The organism is Hymenobacter psoromatis, from assembly GCF_020012125.1.
Lineage (GTDB): Bacteria > Bacteroidota > Bacteroidia > Cytophagales > Hymenobacteraceae > Hymenobacter > Hymenobacter psoromatis.
The window spans coordinates 1,914,773-1,929,177 of sequence record NZ_JAIFAG010000001.1 but is presented as its reverse complement, the minus strand read 5'-3'; the positions used below and the strand labels follow the sequence as shown (position 1 = coordinate 1,929,177).

Here is a 14,405-nt window from a genome sequence, read left to right as displayed (position 1 = left end):
TGAAACGGCGAGGGGCTTTTTAGTGGGGTTGTAACCTATTAATGGCCGATATTAAACAGGAAATTAAACCGAATTACCGGGTTGGGATAAATGCTATTGTAATTATCCTTAAAATTATACAGCAACACGATGTCGGCGGCGGCGCGGCGGCTGATTTGTGAGCGGTAGCCTACGCCCGCCAGCGGCGTTTGCACGGTGCGGCGCACGGTACCCGTATACACGTTGTTCTGGTCTACGAGCACAAATTGAGCGTTGGTAGATTCGTATTCGGCGTGAATAAAGAAATTATTAATTACCATCAACTGCCCAAATACCTTGAACCCGTAGCTGCTGGTGCTGATGCTACTGCTGGGGCCGCCGTAGGAGCCATTATCCTGCCCGTAGTAGTTATAGGTGTAGGTAATGCCCGGCCCCACCGACAGCCGGTCGTTGATGCGATAGCCCAACGCTGGCGAAATATTAAAGTTAAAGTTGCTGTATCCGTAGAAAGAGCTGTAGCCCAGGCCAATGCCAGAGTACACGAAAAGCTTGGTGTACTGGTCGGCATGCTGCTGCGCGGCCTTGCGAGTTTGCTCACGGCCGGGTAGCTCCAGACCCGAGGGGCTACCCTGGCTGGGCTGGGGCAGTGCCGCCGGGGTAGGGGTCGCCGGTGCTTGCTGGCCCACCGGGGCCGGCGTGTAGACCGGAATAGTAGGCGCGACGTTGGCCGTGTCGGCGGCCGGGGCCCGCTGCGCGGACCGAACCGGCGGCGGGGTAGTGCCGGGCGGAGCCGTATTCAGCGCGGGTTTTTGCTGGGCTAGGGCGCGGCCAGGGCCTAGCAGCGCGGTAGCACTTAGCAGTAGCGGCAAAAGCAGACGTTTCATGAGAAGAATTGAAAATCAAAAATTAGCAACTTCAGAGAGAAATTAAAAATCGCGACTGCGCAACACACGGACAATTCTCAATTTTTTTGTTTAGAACGCTACGCCAACTGATACATTTTCTGGCGCTGTGCCTTCAGCGTGTCATCGGCCAGGTACTCCTCATAATTCATGCGGCGGTCGATGATACCCTCGGGCGTGAGCTCGATAATGCGGTTGGCTACCGTCTCAATAAACTGCAAATCGTGCGAGGCGAAGATAAGCGAGCCGGTGAAGTCTCTGAGCCCGTTGTTCAGGGCTTGAATGCTTTCCAAATCCAAATGGTTCGTGGGGTCGTCGAGCACCAATACGTTGCCGCTTTCGAGCATCATCTTGCTCAGCATGCAGCGCACTTTTTCGCCCCCGCTCAGCACGTTGGGCTTCTTCTGCGACTCCTCGCCCGAGAACAGCATCCGGCCCAGCCAGCCGCGCACGAAGCTCTCGTCCTTATCGGTCGAGTACTGGCGCAGCCAGTCCACTAGGTTCATATCACCGGCCTGAAAGAAGCTGCTGTTTTCCTTCGGGAAGTAGCTGGGCGTGATGGTCGTACCCCAGTCGGCCTTGCCCTTGTCGGCCGTTGCTTCCTTGAATAAAATATCAAACAGCAGCGAAGCAGCCCGGTCGTCGCGGCCCACAATGGCGATTTTATCCCCCTTAGCGAGCGTAAACGACACGTTTTTGAGCACCGATTGCCCATCCACCTTTTTGCTTATCCCCTCCACGCTCAGCAGCTGGTTGCCGGCTTCGCGCTCGGGCTTGAAGGCGATGTAGGGGTAGCGGCGCGACGAAGGCTTGATTTCCTCCAGTGTCAGCTTTTGCAGCAGCTTCTGGCGGCTGGTGGCCTGCTTCGATTTGGAGGCATTGGCCGAGAAGCGGCGCACGAATTCTTCCAATTCTTTGCGCTTGTCCTCGGTTTTCTTATTCACGTCCTGGCGCTGGCGCAGGGCCAGCTGGCTGCTCTCGTACCAGAAGCCGTAGTTGCCGGGGTACATCGTGATTTTCGAGAAATCCAAATCGGCCATGTAGTTGCACACCGCGTCGAGGAAGTGGCGGTCGTGGCTCACCACGATAACCGTGTTCTGAAAGCCGTCCAGGAAGTTTTCGAGCCAGAGCACGCTCTCCGCGTCGAGGTTGTTGGTCGGCTCATCGAGCAGTAGCACGTCGGGATTGCCGAACAGGGCCTGCGCGAGCAGCACGCGCACTTTTTCCGAGGCCCCGAGGTCCGACATCACCGAGTAATGCTTGTCTTCGGTGATGCCCAGGCCACTGAGCAGCTCGGCGGCCTCGTAGTCGGCGTTCCAGCCTTCCAGGTCGGCAAATTCGCCTTCCAGAATGGCCGCGCGCTCGCCGTCGGCGTCTGAAAAGTCGGCCTTGGCATAAAGCGCATCCTTTTCGCTCATCACCGCCCACAGCCGCTGGTGGCCCTGAATCACGGTTTGAAGCACCTGCTGGTCGTCGTAGGCAAACTGGTTCTGCTTGAGTACGGCCAGGCGTTGGCCGGCGGGCAGCTCCACCGAGCCGGTGTTAGGCTCCAGCTCACCGGACAAAATCTTGAGAAAAGTCGACTTGCCGGCACCGTTGGCCCCAATCAGGCCATAGCAGTTGCCGGGCAAAAACTTCACTGTTACGTCTTCAAACAGCACCCGCTTGCCGTAGCGCAAGCTCACGTTGGTCGTGGAAATCATTTAATCCAGAATAAAAAACCAAAAAAACTACGCAAAAATACGCTACCGCTCCGCGTTGCTCTTCTTCAACGCGAGCGATTCGCTATTTGTGCCCTGGCAGCTTGCTATGCACAACATCGGGCCGCAAAAACCAGTATAGCCACCCAGGCCACCATGCTGGCTGTGTTGCCGCTCCTCCACTTCAGTACTTTTTCGTTTATGGCTGCCCGCCCGACCCCTATTTCTCAAAGCACCACGCAACCTACCCCCGAGCAAAACGGCGTCCGTTTTGGCCTAATAACGGCGACTGTACTCTGCGTTTACACCCTGCTTGCCGTGCTGACGGGCTTTTTTGCCCGTATCGAAGCCGGCAGCCTCGATGTGCTTATCCTGGTCACGGGCTCGGTACTGGCCATTCGCCACCTTAGCAAAGTGCGCAACGGCCAGTTGGCTTACTTGGGCGGCTACGGCACGGGCATTATTACGGCGCTGGTGGCCTCGGTCATTCTGGCTCTGTTTTTTATCGCCATCGACTGGATTTTTCCTAAAACAGTGAACCTGACGCAGGTACATAATCTATTTAATGTGGACCTATCGGTGCTGATTGCCGCCCTGGCTATCGTGCTAATGGGTGCCATGACGGGTGTTATCACCTCGCTCATTGCGATGCAGTACTACAAAGCTGAGCCGATTGACCCCCTGAAAATGACCCCTTAGTAGTACTTAGCCATTAGATTTTTGAAAAGCCAGATTTAACCACCTGCTTTACTTCTTCGAAAAGAGCCGCCTCCCACGTGGGAGGCGGCTCTTTTCGAAGAAGTAAAGCAGGTGGCGAAAAACTATCAGTCACTAGCTATCAGCTTACATAACCGGGGGTAGGGCGAAAGGCACGAAAAGCGACGCATCGCCCCCGAAGCGGTGCACGTCGCGAACGATGGTGCTGCTGATAGCCGCCAGCGTGGGCGAAGTCACGAGTAGCACCGTTTCCAGTTCGTGGTTGAGTTGGCGGTTGGCCTGGCCAATGGCGCTTTCGTACTCAAAATCAAGGGTATTGCGTAGGCCGCGCAGTAGGTAGCGGGCGCCAGTCTGGCGGGCAAACTCGGCGGTGAGGCCCTGGTAAGGGCGCACTACTACCCGCGGCTCGTCCTGAAATAAGGTTTCGAGCTGGGCCAGCATCCAGTCCAGGGGTAGGTAGCGCTGCTTACTGCTATTGGTACCGATGGCAATAATCAGTTCATCGAACAACTCCACGCCGCGCCGCACGAGGTCGAGGTGCCCGTTGGTAAAGGGGTCGAACGAACCGGGAAACAACGCGATTTTTTTCATGCGGAAGCGGCCCCGCGCGGCGGGCGCAGGAAGGGTAGGTTATGCTGCAAAAGCCAGACTAAACAAGTCAAAATGCCGGCAATCCGCGATATCATTCAGATAGTAGAAATACTGTACACCCGCCGGGCGCATGCCGAAACGCAAGTGCCGCACGTAGGTAGCAAGTAGGCTAAACGTCGCCGATTCGCCGGTCAACTCTCCCCAAATAGTGACCATGTCCTGGTCTGGATTAAGGCCCAGCTCCTGCATCACCAGGATAGTATAGTACGCTACATCCTCGGCCGTATGCACGGCATAGGTATTGCTGAATTCAAGCTGCGGGCCCAGCACCACCACGCTCAGCTCGTGGTCGGCCAGGCTCAGGTACAGCTGGCGCGGACCGGGACCAGGGCCGCGCTGGTGCAGCAAGCCAGCCAGCAGGGCGCTGGCCTGGGGTAGCAGGCGGGCGCTGGGGCCGTGCACGGTATTCAGCCATTCAGCCGTGGCGCGGGGCACGGCGAAAACGCTCACCAGGTCGGTAGCCGGCGTAGGTAGGGGTAGGGCGTAGGCCAAAGCATCCTCGGTAGAAGTCAACTCGTGGTGCAGGCTTAGGTAGGCGGCCTCATCACCGGGCCGGTAGAGGGGGGCCGGCAGCAGGGTACTGGCCCCGCCGGTCAGAGCCAGCCGCAGCCGCGCCCAGCCGGACTGGCCCAGCAGCTCGTGCCCGGCCAGGGCGGCCAGCGGGTCGGCAGCGGGTAGCGGCAGGTCGTCGAAGGCCACAATTTTCTGGCGCGCTACCTCCAAGGCGGCTACGCGCAGGCGGCGGGGGCCAGCCAGGGCATATAGGTGGTAAGCTATCGGGTTGGTGGGCGCAAAGGTGTCGTCGCGCAGGCGCACAGGAGTTGTCAAGCTTTCTGGTTTTTAGGTTCCTGGGTCTTGGTTCTTATAAGTCCCTGGCTCCTGGTTTTAGAGTTAGCAACTTGTATTCGCCGCCCAAAGGTTGCATAATTATTCCTTACCCACCAACCACAAGCTAGGTGCCAGCAACCAAGCGCTCAGTAAGAGCCTAAGAATCCAAAATGACCTGAGGAACGAAAACATCGTCGGTGCTGAGCAGACCGCGCAACACGGGGTGCACTTGGGCGAGGGGTAGGGCCAGCAGCTGGCGCGGCGTAAGCCAGGCCAGCTCGGTGAGTAGCTGCTGGTCGGGGGCATGCTCAGGGTCGTGGCCCAGGCAGGGGGTAGCGGTAGGGTCCTCGGCCGTTACTTCGAAGAAAATCTCCAGCGCCTGAAGCTGGTCGCGCCGAAACTCGTGCAGGTGCAGCTGCCGGCCCACCCGCACGGCCAGGCCGGTTTCCTCTTGAAACTCGCGCCGCAATGCCTCTTTTAAGCCTTCGCCGAAGGCCCAGCCCCCGCCCGGCGGCGACCAAAACGGCGCGCTACCCGGCAGCAGGCCCCGGTGGGCCGCCAGCAGAATGCCGCCCGCCCGTACCAGCAGTCCGCCCACCCGCACCCGCACTTTACCGGCATAAGGAGTTAATAATGAATTGTTTGGTGAAGAACAAGAATCTGGCATAAGTCAAGTGCTGGCCGGGTAGCCGGCTGCTTCTACGCAAATTTTGCGCACAGCGGCCGGGCGCGGCCGGTATCTTTGGCCAACTTATGCCCGCCGCTACCCCCGAAAACCCCGCCGACCTCGAAGCCCGCATCCGCGAAAAGCTAAAGCGCCAGCACTTTATGCACCTCATCGGGGCCGACCTCACCCGCATTGAGCCCGGCCGCGTGGAAGCCGAGCTGGCCCTGGGCCAGCAGCATCAGCAGCAGCGTGGCTTCGCCCACGGCGGCCTGGTGGCCACCATGGCCGACCTGGCCGCCGGTTTTGCCGCCGTTACGTTGGTGCCGGAGTGGGTAGGGGTGGTGACTTCTGATTTGAAGGTAAGCTACTTGAACCCCGGCGTAGGCCAGCGTATCAAAGCCATTGGCTGGGTGCTGAAGGCCGGCCGGCGACTGCACTTTTGCGAGGCCGAGGTGTGGTGTGATGACGTGCTGATTGCTAAGGCCTCGGCCACGATGGCGGTTATCGAGCCGATAGGGTAGTGGAGGGAAATAACTGCTTTTTAAAAATGAAGAACTTCATGCGTAAGCTTGCCGAATCATCTCACATGTTTCGCAGTGCAATAATTCTAAAGTCGGGCATCTAACTGATGGTTATAAACGAAGCAAGGGCTTTGCACGCAGTACATCGGTTAGTGCATCAAGGTCGTCAGTTAGCTGGTGAAGGAATGTCAAGTCAGGAATTATTTATCTTCTTTGACGAATTAGATGGGCTGATAGGATATATTATCGCCCATGCCGGCGATAAAAGTGAGATGTTCGAAAAAGAGTTGGAAAGAGTATGCATCAAGTTTGGTGCAGTACACATTTCTGACGGATTTAAAAGAAAATAATTACGTGCTTACTACCCGCTTTCCCTCCGTCCGCGATTATTTCCCCTTTGAGCCGACCGAGGACCAGGCGACCTTGTTCGCACAGCTCGATGAGTTTTTGCGCGACCAGCTGCCGGGGCGTAAGGTGTTTGTGCTGCGCGGCTACGCGGGCACCGGCAAAACGACCGTGGTGAGCGCCCTGGTGCAGTGGCTGGCCCGGATGCAGCGCCGCTACGCCCTGATGGCCCCTACCGGCCGCGCCGCCAAGGTGATGAGCGCCTACGCGGGCGTGCCGGCCAGCACCATTCACAAAAAAATATACCGCCAGACCAGCGGCGCGCCCGCCGAGCGCCTCAGCTTTCAGCGCCAGCCCAACCGCCAGGAGGAAACCCTGTTTATCGTGGACGAGGCATCCATGATTTCCGATGAGAAAGCCTTCGGCGAGAACGGCTTACTGGATGATTTAATGGGCTTTGTGTTTGAAAAAAGTACCAACCGGCTGCTGCTCATCGGCGATACGGCGCAGCTGCCGCCGGTGGGCCAGCTGCTGAGCCCGGCCCTCGACCCCGAACTGCTGGCCCACCGCTTCCGGGCGCGGGTAGAGGGCGTGGAATTGCGCCAGGTGATGCGCCAGGCCGAAGCCTCGGGCATTCTGGTCAATGCCACCGAGTTGCGCGAAGAGCTGCGGGAGGAAACGCCTAACATCCAGCTGCACACCAAGGGCTTTAAAGACATGTTCAAGATGGGCGGCGACAAGCTGGAGGATGGCCTGCGCTGGGCCTACCGGCACTTCGGGCACGAGAACACGACCATCATTTGCCGCTCCAATCGCAACGCCAACCAGTATAACCAGCTCATCCGGCGCACGTTGTTTGAGGCGGAGGAGGAGATTGAGGCCGGCGACTACATCATGGTGGTGCGCAATAATTATTTCTGGCTGCCGAAGGAGTCGGAAATCGGCTTTCTGGCCAATGGTGACTTCCTGGAAATCATGAAGATAGTGCGGCGCGAGGAGGTCTTTGGCTGCCGCTTCGCCCAGGCGCGGGTGCGGCTCGTGGACTACCCCGACGAGCCCGAATTGGAAGTGAAGCTGCTGCTCGACACCCTGCATACCGAAACGCCATCCTTGCCCCGCGACCAGAACGAGAAGCTTTATCAGGAAGTGCTGGCCGACTATGCCCACCTGACCAAGAAGGGCGAGCGCAACGCGGAGATGCGCAAGGACCCGTACCTCAACGCGTTGCAAATAAAATTTGCCTACGCTCTCACCTGCCACAAGGCGCAGGGCGGCCAGTGGCAGGCCGTGTTCGTGGACCACGGCTTCCTGAAGCCCGACGAGCCGGTGGGCGGCGAGTTTGCGCGCTGGCTTTACACGGCCATCACGCGGGCCTCGGAGCGGCTGTTTCTGCTCAACTTTCAGCGGCGGCTGCTGGCCAATGGCGAAGTGGTGGAGGAAGAGTAGCCGCGCTGGCCGAAATACGGGGGGTAGGGAATTGAAATGCCGCCGCTGGGGTTTGCCCGGCAGTACGCTTCATCTGGTTTCCAGCCAGCGGCGCTAATTTGGCCGTAGTTTTGCCAGCGCTGCCTCGGCACGTAAATTTGCTTTCATTCCTCAACTCTTTCTTACTCACTGTCATGACTAAAATGCTGCTGTTGGCCTTGGGCCTCACGTTTGCGGGTACCGCCGCCCACGCCCAATCCATGAAGCCGGCCAAAACCGCTAAGGCTGCCGGCCCCCAAATTGAATTTATGGAAGTGAAGTACGATTTCGGCTCCATTAAACAGGGCGATATTGTGGACCACGTATTCAAGTTTAAGAACACCGGCACCCAGCCGCTCGTAATTTCCAACATCGGCGTAAGCTGCGGCTGCACCACGCCTTCGTGGACCAAGGAGCCCGTGCAGCCCGGTAAAATCGGTACTATCTCGGCCAAATTCAACTCGGCTGGTAAGATGGGGATGCAAACCAAAGTCCTGACCGTGGACTCCAACTCGGCCGGCGGTACCACCACCGTTTCGCTGGTAGGCGAGGTGAAAGAAGCTGCCACGGCTTCGAACAAGTAATCCCTACCCCCTTTGAAAAAGGCGAGCCGACCACCAAGTCGGCTCGCCTTTTTTAGGAGTTGTTGCGAAGTAAATGCTACAGTTTACCTACTACGAAAAGTAGCCGTACCCAGCCCGCAATCAGCAGCAGGCCGCCCAGCGGCGCTACCGCCCCAAACTTGGTGATGCCCGTGAAGCAGATAACGTAGAGCGAGCCGCTGAAAATGACGATGCCCACCAGCCAGAGCAGCGCCGCCGTGTCGAGGCCGCGCAGGTCGGGCCGGGCGGTGGCCAGCACGCCCACCGCCAGCAGCGCCAGCAGGTGGTAAAACTGGTAGCGCACGGCGGTTTCGAAGGTTTCGAGGCGGCCGCTGGCTTCCAGCATGGGCCGCAGTCCGTGCGCGCCGAAAGCGCCAATGCCGACCGTGAGCGCCCCCAGGATGGCGGCAATTTGCAGAATAAGACGAGCTGACATGTAGGGAGTTATGAGTTAAAAGTTATGGGTTACAGCGAACGTCATGCTGATGACAGGAAGCATCTCTACCGCGTAACTAACCCCTGACGTGTAAGGTTACTTGCGCGGTAGAGATGCTTCCTGTCGTCAGCATGACGTTCGTTTAATGTACTGGTGGCAATAGCTGCGTAGCTCAAGCCCGCGGCGGCAGGTCCTCGGCGGAAAAGTGAAACGGCAGCAGGTCGGCCAGGCGCTCGAAGCGCAGCACCGTGCCTTGTACGCTGGGCAGCAGCAGCCAGATGGGCGCGCCCTGGCGCAATTCGTATTCCAGCATTACTTGGCGGCAGGCCCCGCAGGGCAGGGCCGCGCCAAACGCGCCGGCGGCCGGCCGGCCCGCCACCGCCATACCTACGAGGCGCGGGGGGGTAGGGCGGCTGCCCGCCAGCCCAAACAGCGCCGTGCGCTCGGCGCATAGCCCAGAGGGGTAGGCCGCGTTTTCCTGATTGGTGCCTTGAAAAAGGCTGCCATCGGCCAGCAACAGCGCGGCCCCCACGTGAAAGTGCGAGTACGGCGCGTAGGAAAACTCCGTGGCTGCGCGCGCCGCCTCCCAGGTGCGGTGCTCCTCGGGGCTCAGCTGCTCGGGGCCGGCAAACTCCTGGTAGGCCAGGCTGAGCTGGCGGCGGGTAGCGGAATAAATGGCAGGGGCCATGCGGGGGGTAGGGAAACGGGGCGGCGAAGATACTGGCTGGCTCCTGGTTCCTAAGTTTGTTGGCTGGCTTTTATAAACCAGCCGCCCGCATGAATCAGTCGCCCGCCACCAACAACCAGCAATCAAATACCCATAACCCTACCCGCCTGCTACTGCTCGGAGCCGGCCGCTCGGCCTCGGCGCTGCTGCAGTACCTCTTGCGCCACGCGGCGGCCGAGCGCTGGTTTTTGACCGTGGCCGATGCCCAGCCGGCGCACCTGGCCCCGGTGCTGGCCGCGCACTCGCGGTCGGCCCACGTGGTGCCCTTCGAGGTGCAGGATGCGGGCCGGCTCGACGCGCTGGTAGCCGAGGCCGATATTGTTATCTCGATGCTGCCGGCCACGCTGCACCCGCTAGTGGCCCGCGCCTGCCTGCGCCACCGCCGCCACCTGGCCACGGCCAGCTACGTGAGCCCCAACATCGGGGCCCTGCACGCCGAAGCGGCCGGCGCGGACCTGGTTTTTCTCATGGAATGCGGCCTCGACCCCGGCCTCGACCACATGTCGGCCATGCAGGTTATCAACGAGTTGCACGGGCAGGGCGCGCGGCTCACGGGCTTCCGCTCGTACTGCGGCGGGCTGCTGGCCCCCGAGAGTGAGGGCGACAACCCCTGGCGCTACAAGTTCACCTGGAACCCGCGCAACGTGGTGCTGGCCGGCCAGGGCGGCCCCGCCAAGTACCTCGAAAATGGCCAGGAAAAACTCATTCCTTACGCAGAGCTATTTGGCCGGGCCGAGACGCTGGCAGTGCCCGGCCACGGCCACTTCGAGGGCTACGCCAACCGCGACTCGCTCACTTACCGCGCAGTATATGGCCTGGCCGACATTGGCACGATGCTGCGCGGCACCCTGCGCCGCCCCGGCTACTGCGGAGCCTGGCAGGCACTGGTAACCTTAGGCCTCACCGACGATAGCACATCGCTGGGCAACCCCGCCAGCCTGCCCTGGGGGGCGCTCGTGGCGCAAGTAATGGGTGAGAAAATTCCCGCCGACCAGGTGGCCGCCCGCGTCGCGGCGCGCCTGGCCCTCGACCCCCACGGCCCGGAAATGACGCGCTTGGCCTGGCTGGGCCTCTTCACCGAGCGTTCTGTGGGACTGGCTGGTGCCACCGCTGCCCAATTGCTGGAGCATTTGCTGGCTGATAAATGGCAGCTCGGCCCCCACGACCGCGACCAGGTAGTGATGCAGCATCAGTTTGACTATGAGCTGAATGGAGAGTCGCGCCGCCGCACGTCTTCGCTCGTCGTAACCGGTACCGACGCCACCCACACCGCGATGGCCCAAACCGTGGGCCTACCCCTGGGCATGGCCGTGCGCCGCCTGGCACGGGGCGAAGTAGCCGGCCGGGGCGTCGTCATCCCCACCACGGCTGACCTCTACGTGCCCATTCTGCAAGAATTGGCGGCTGATTACGGCATCGCCTTCGCGGAAGAAGAGGGGGTAGGCTAAACCATACTTTTCGTTTCCCGAATGCTTCCCTACCTCACCTTACGCCTGCGCCTGCTGGGCCGGCTGCTGCGCGAGCTGGGCTGGCTACGGCTGGCGCTGCTGCTTATAATGTTGGCGCTGGTGCTGCTGCAAGCGCTGGCCGCGCTGCGCGGCCAGCCGCGCGCCGCCTGGCTGGTGCCGCCGCTGCTGGCCTGGCTGCTGCTAAGCGCCCACCGGCAGCGGACCGATACCCACTTGCTAGCCAGCGCCACGCCCGATTTCCGGCCCTGGCTGGCCGCTGAATATGCGCTGCTGGCGCTGCCTGTGGCGCTGCTGCTGCTAGCGGTGGGGGTAGGCGGCCCGGCGCTGCTGACCCTGGCGCTGGCCCCGCTCGCGGCCTGGGCTCCGCCCGCCCGCGAGGCGGCGGCCCGGCACCGGTGGCGTAGCTTATTTCGCAGCGAGGCGTTTGAATGGGTAGCCGGAATGCGGGCTGCTAACGGCCTGCTAATCTGGCTAGTGCTGGTAGGACTAGCTACCTGGCAGCGTGCATCGTCGCTGGCCCCGGTGGCGGGGCTAGTGGCCTGGCTGCTGGTGGTACTAGCCTGCTACGGCACCCCCGAGCCGGTGACGATGCTGGCGCTGGCGGCCCGCTCGCCCCGGCAATTCCTGCGGCGGCGGCTGGGGCTGGGGCTGGGCTACGCGGCGGCCACGGCACTGCCCTTCGGAATATTGCTGGGGGTAGGGCCGGCGGGCTGGGGCGCGGCGCTGGCCGTTAGTCTCTTCTGGCTGGCGCTGGTGGCCATGCTCATCCTGACCAAATATGCGTTTTACCCTAATATTAGCCATATTCGTACCACGCAAAGCTTGGTGCTGGCCCTGAGTCTGCTTGGGGCCGGGCACCCCGCCTACCCCCCGCTGATGCTGGTAAGCGCGGCCGGGCTGGTGTGGCAGAGCCGGCGGCGGGTGGGGCAGGTATTGGGTTTTTAGAAGTTTAAAACATGCTTGAAGTCAACGACCTGCACAAAGCCTACGGCCGCCACGAGGTGCTGCGCGGCGTGAGCCTGGCGGTGCGGCCGGGCACCATCCACGGGCTGGTGGGGGCCAATGGGGCGGGCAAAACCACGCTCCTCAACTGCCTCTACGGGCTGGAAAGCGGCTTCACGGGTACGGTGGGGGTAGGGGGCGACCTCCGCCCGGTGCGCGAGGTAACCGGGCTGGTGCCCTACGAGCCGTACTTCTACCCCCGCCTCACGGGCCGCGAGTACGTGGAGTTTTGCCTGCAAGCGCGGGGCCGGGCCGTGCCCGACCTGCGCCCCTGGAACCAGCTGCTGGAGCTGCCCCTCGACCAATATGCTACCGACTACTCGGCCGGCATGAAGAAGAAACTGGCTCTGTTAGCCGTGCTGGTGCAGCAGTTTCCCTACCTCATCCTCGATGAGCCCTTCAACGGCCTCGACCTCGAAGCCAACCTGCTGCTCAAGGCCATGCTGAAGCGCCTGCACGACCAGGGCACCGGCATTCTGCTCACCTCGCACATCCTGGGCACCCTCACCGAAGTGGCCGACGAAGCCACCGTGCTGGTGGCCGGCCGCGTGCAGCGCCACTACCAGGCCGCCGAGTTCGGCACCCTCGAAGCCGACCTGCTGGCTGCCCTGCACGGCGAAAAGCTGAGCCAGCTGGACGCACTGCTGTAGCGTGGACTTTGCGAATCCGCGCGTGGAAACATTGTTTCATGATACCACGCGCGGACTCGTAAAGTCCGCGCTACAACTCCAGATAAAAGCCCGCCAGCAGCGCCCGAAACTCCGCCGAATACATACCATCTGCGTCCTGAATACTTAGGCCGGTTTCCCTTTTTGCTGCCACTGCCCCGCGCCCAAACTGCCCAATAACCCGCGTAATGCGCCCGCCCGGCCGGTGCCGCACCGCCAGCTGCGCCTGGGGGGGTAGGCCCGCTACCGCCGCGGCCCGCGCGAAGTGCACTATCTCGGGCGGCGGCAGCAGCACCGTGAGCGTGCCCGCCGGCTCCAAAAAAGCCGCCGCAAAATCCGCGATTTCCTCGAATGTTAGTGATGCCTCGCCCGCGTGGCGGGCCGTGGCGCGGGCCGCGTCGGGCGGGGCCAGGCTGCGCCGAAAAAACGGCGGGTTGCAGATAATGTGGCTAAAAGTGGGGGGTAGGGCCGCCGCGTAGGCCGCCAGGCTCAGCGGCCGCACCCGGACGCGGGCCGCCCAGGGGCTGGCCGCCACGTTGCGGGCCGCCTGGGCCGCGGCAAGTAGGTCAATTTCAATGGCTTCAATCAGGGCGGCTGGCGCACGCTGGGCCACCATGAGAGCCAAAAGCCCGGTGCCGGTGCCAATATCCAGCACGCGGGTCGCGCCCACGAGGTTAGCGGCCGCGCCCAGCAGGCAGGCATCGGTGCTCACTTTTTGGGCGCAGTCGCTTTGGTCGATGCGAAACTGCTGAAACTGGAAGTAGTCGTTGGGCACGGCCGGGTGGGCGCGGGCTACGCTTCGCGCAGCAGCTCGTTGGTAAAAAGGGGGTAGGCTTTTATTTTTTCGTCTTCTAATTTATTGGCAATCAGCCAATCCAGAAAAGCCGCTACCCGCTCTTCCGTCATTGTGCCCCAGGTGGCCGCGTCGCCGTAGTAGGGCGCAGTGTAGTCCTGGCTGCGCCGGATATCCACCCGCGCGGCATCGCGCGGCGGCACGTGGCTGGTCAGGATGTCGGTGGCCCGCGCCGGGTTGGCCTGGGCAAATAGGTAGCCCTTTTTGGTGGCCTGCACAAACGCCCGGTAAGCATCCGCGTGCTGGTCGAGCAGCGGGCGGGTCGTGAGTAGCACCGGCGAGTAGCCGTAGGGAATGCCGTAGTCGCCGAGCCGGAATTTGGTCAGCTCCACTCCGTTCGTTTCCGCCTCCATGCCCTCCCAGTTATCAAAAATCCAGGTGGCATCGGCCGCGCCGGTCAGCAGCGTTTCCCAGATGCCGAGCTTCGGCGGGTAGCTTAGGCGCAGGTCGCCCGCGCCGCCGTCGTTGATAACCAGCTGCTGCACAATCTTATCCTCGTAGCGCGCCTGGTACGAGGCGTAGGTGCGGCCGTCGAGGTCGCGGGGCCGTGCCAGGCCGCTGCTTTTCAGTACCGCCACCGAGCTGATATCCGCTTGCAGCAGCGCGGCCACGGCTACGGCTGGTACGGCGTTCACTTTGGTGTTCAGGCTAATAACGCTCTCAAAGGGTGCGATAGCAAAATCGGCCGCGCCCGTTTCCAGCTGCTTGGCGGGCGTGGTGGCGTAGTTGTCGGCGGCGGGGGTTAGCAGGTCTACGAGCAGGTCCGCCGCGGCGTAGTAGCCCAGTTCCTGCGCCACGAAAAAGCCGGTGTGGTTGGTATTGGGCGTCCAGTCAAGGGCCACGGTGAGGGTCGGCATGAAGTGTAGGGCTGCAA

At 61.5% G+C, this 14,405-nt stretch carries 17 protein-coding genes; 8 read left to right on the top strand and 9 right to left on the bottom strand.

Annotation, left to right across the window (positions count from 1 at the left end):
- Positions 1-38 precede the first annotated feature (38 nt).
- Complete coding sequence (locus LC531_RS08235) at positions 39-863, bottom strand: SPOR domain-containing protein (RefSeq protein WP_223649827.1); 825 nt, start codon at positions 861-863, stop codon at positions 39-41.
- A gap of 98 nt (positions 864-961) precedes the next feature.
- Positions 962-2,584, bottom strand: a complete 1,623-nt coding sequence (locus tag LC531_RS08230; RefSeq protein ID WP_223649826.1) for an ABC-F family ATP-binding cassette domain-containing protein — start codon at positions 2,582-2,584, stop codon at positions 962-964.
- A 198-nt stretch (positions 2,585-2,782) separates the two neighbouring features.
- Between LC531_RS08230 and LC531_RS08225 the strand changes: the two genes are divergently transcribed.
- Entirely contained in the window at positions 2,783-3,280 is a 498-nt protein-coding gene (locus tag LC531_RS08225; RefSeq protein ID WP_223649825.1) for a DUF4199 domain-containing protein, read from the top strand.
- Positions 3,281-3,424: 144 nt separating this feature from the next.
- Here LC531_RS08225 and coaD read toward each other — a convergent pair whose 3' ends face one another.
- The 3 genes from coaD to LC531_RS08210 form a co-directional block, all read right to left on the bottom strand.
- A complete protein-coding gene (gene coaD / locus LC531_RS08220) occupies positions 3,425-3,889 on the bottom strand; it encodes a pantetheine-phosphate adenylyltransferase (protein ID WP_223649824.1) in 465 nt (154 codons plus the stop codon).
- Positions 3,890-3,928: 39 nt separating this feature from the next.
- Positions 3,929-4,777, bottom strand: a complete 849-nt coding sequence (locus LC531_RS08215; RefSeq protein ID WP_223649823.1) for a DUF3822 family protein — start codon at positions 4,775-4,777, stop codon at positions 3,929-3,931.
- 157 nt (positions 4,778-4,934) lie between these two features.
- Positions 4,935-5,444: an NUDIX domain-containing protein gene (locus tag LC531_RS08210; protein ID WP_223649822.1), complete on the bottom strand. Its 510-nt coding sequence runs from the start codon at positions 5,442-5,444 to the stop codon at positions 4,935-4,937.
- Positions 5,445-5,530: 86 nt separating this feature from the next.
- Here LC531_RS08210 and LC531_RS08205 point away from each other — a divergent pair, with 86 nt between their 5' ends.
- The 4 genes from LC531_RS08205 (at position 5,531) to LC531_RS08190 (ending at position 8,358) form a co-directional block, all read left to right on the top strand.
- Positions 5,531-5,965: a PaaI family thioesterase gene (locus tag LC531_RS08205; protein ID WP_223649821.1), complete on the top strand. Its 435-nt coding sequence runs from the start codon at positions 5,531-5,533 to the stop codon at positions 5,963-5,965.
- 107 nt (positions 5,966-6,072) lie between these two features.
- Positions 6,073-6,315, top strand: coding sequence for a hypothetical protein (locus LC531_RS08200; protein ID WP_223649820.1), 243 nt, complete (start codon positions 6,073-6,075; stop codon positions 6,313-6,315).
- 4 nt (positions 6,316-6,319) lie between these two features.
- Positions 6,320-7,756, top strand: a complete 1,437-nt coding sequence (locus LC531_RS08195; RefSeq protein ID WP_223649819.1) for an ATP-dependent DNA helicase — start codon at positions 6,320-6,322, stop codon at positions 7,754-7,756.
- 173 nt (positions 7,757-7,929) lie between these two features.
- Positions 7,930-8,358: a DUF1573 domain-containing protein gene (locus LC531_RS08190; RefSeq protein ID WP_223649818.1), complete on the top strand. Its 429-nt coding sequence runs from the start codon at positions 7,930-7,932 to the stop codon at positions 8,356-8,358.
- A gap of 76 nt (positions 8,359-8,434) precedes the next feature.
- Here LC531_RS08190 and LC531_RS08185 read toward each other — a convergent pair whose 3' ends face one another.
- Positions 8,435-8,812, bottom strand: a complete 378-nt coding sequence (locus LC531_RS08185; protein ID WP_223649817.1) for a DUF423 domain-containing protein — start codon at positions 8,810-8,812, stop codon at positions 8,435-8,437.
- 172 nt (positions 8,813-8,984) lie between these two features.
- Positions 8,985-9,500 (bottom strand): cytidine deaminase, encoded by a 516-nt coding sequence (locus LC531_RS08180; RefSeq protein WP_223649816.1) that lies wholly within the window; start codon positions 9,498-9,500, stop codon positions 8,985-8,987.
- Between the two features lie 89 nt (positions 9,501-9,589).
- On the opposite strand from LC531_RS08180, the gene LC531_RS08175 reads away from it, so the two are divergent.
- The 3 genes from LC531_RS08175 to LC531_RS08165 are packed head-to-tail and all read left to right on the top strand — an operon-like array spanning position 9,590 to position 12,660.
- Entirely contained in the window at positions 9,590-10,987 is a 1,398-nt protein-coding gene (locus LC531_RS08175) for a saccharopine dehydrogenase family protein (protein WP_223649815.1), read from the top strand.
- Positions 10,988-11,008: 21 nt separating this feature from the next.
- Positions 11,009-11,953, top strand: a complete 945-nt coding sequence (locus LC531_RS08170; protein WP_223649814.1) for a hypothetical protein — start codon at positions 11,009-11,011, stop codon at positions 11,951-11,953.
- 11 nt (positions 11,954-11,964) lie between these two features.
- The gene (locus tag LC531_RS08165; protein WP_223649813.1) at positions 11,965-12,660 is read left to right on the top strand and encodes an ABC transporter ATP-binding protein; all 696 of its coding nucleotides are present in this window, start codon (positions 11,965-11,967) and stop codon (positions 12,658-12,660) included.
- Between the two features lie 70 nt (positions 12,661-12,730).
- On the opposite strand, the gene LC531_RS08160 is transcribed toward LC531_RS08165, so the two are convergent.
- A complete protein-coding gene (locus LC531_RS08160) occupies positions 12,731-13,453 on the bottom strand; it encodes a tRNA1(Val) (adenine(37)-N6)-methyltransferase (RefSeq protein WP_223649812.1) in 723 nt (240 codons plus the stop codon).
- A 17-nt stretch (positions 13,454-13,470) separates the two neighbouring features.
- A complete protein-coding gene (locus LC531_RS08155; RefSeq protein ID WP_223649811.1) occupies positions 13,471-14,388 on the bottom strand; it encodes an ABC transporter substrate-binding protein in 918 nt (305 codons plus the stop codon).
- Between the last annotated feature and the right edge of the window lie 17 nt (positions 14,389-14,405).

Coding starts and splice junctions, on each gene's coding strand:
- LC531_RS08235 (WP_223649827.1), bottom strand. CDS start 863: ATGAAACGTCTGCTTTTGCCGCTACTGCTAAGTGCTACCGCGCTGCTA.
- LC531_RS08230 (WP_223649826.1), bottom strand. CDS start 2,584: ATGATTTCCACGACCAACGTGAGCTTGCGCTACGGCAAGCGGGTGCTG.
- LC531_RS08225 (WP_223649825.1), top strand. CDS start 2,783: ATGGCTGCCCGCCCGACCCCTATTTCTCAAAGCACCACGCAACCTACC.
- coaD (WP_223649824.1), bottom strand. CDS start 3,889: ATGAAAAAAATCGCGTTGTTTCCCGGTTCGTTCGACCCCTTTACCAAC.
- LC531_RS08210 (WP_223649822.1), bottom strand. CDS start 5,444: ATGCCAGATTCTTGTTCTTCACCAAACAATTCATTATTAACTCCTTAT.
- LC531_RS08205 (WP_223649821.1), top strand. CDS start 5,531: ATGCCCGCCGCTACCCCCGAAAACCCCGCCGACCTCGAAGCCCGCATC.
- LC531_RS08200 (WP_223649820.1), top strand. CDS start 6,073: ATGGTTATAAACGAAGCAAGGGCTTTGCACGCAGTACATCGGTTAGTG.
- LC531_RS08190 (WP_223649818.1), top strand. CDS start 7,930: ATGACTAAAATGCTGCTGTTGGCCTTGGGCCTCACGTTTGCGGGTACC.
- LC531_RS08185 (WP_223649817.1), bottom strand. CDS start 8,812: ATGTCAGCTCGTCTTATTCTGCAAATTGCCGCCATCCTGGGGGCGCTC.
- LC531_RS08180 (WP_223649816.1), bottom strand. CDS start 9,500: ATGGCCCCTGCCATTTATTCCGCTACCCGCCGCCAGCTCAGCCTGGCC.
- LC531_RS08175 (WP_223649815.1), top strand. CDS start 9,590: ATGAATCAGTCGCCCGCCACCAACAACCAGCAATCAAATACCCATAAC.
- LC531_RS08170 (WP_223649814.1), top strand. CDS start 11,009: ATGCTTCCCTACCTCACCTTACGCCTGCGCCTGCTGGGCCGGCTGCTG.
- LC531_RS08165 (WP_223649813.1), top strand. CDS start 11,965: ATGCTTGAAGTCAACGACCTGCACAAAGCCTACGGCCGCCACGAGGTG.
- LC531_RS08155 (WP_223649811.1), bottom strand. CDS start 14,388: ATGCCGACCCTCACCGTGGCCCTTGACTGGACGCCCAATACCAACCAC.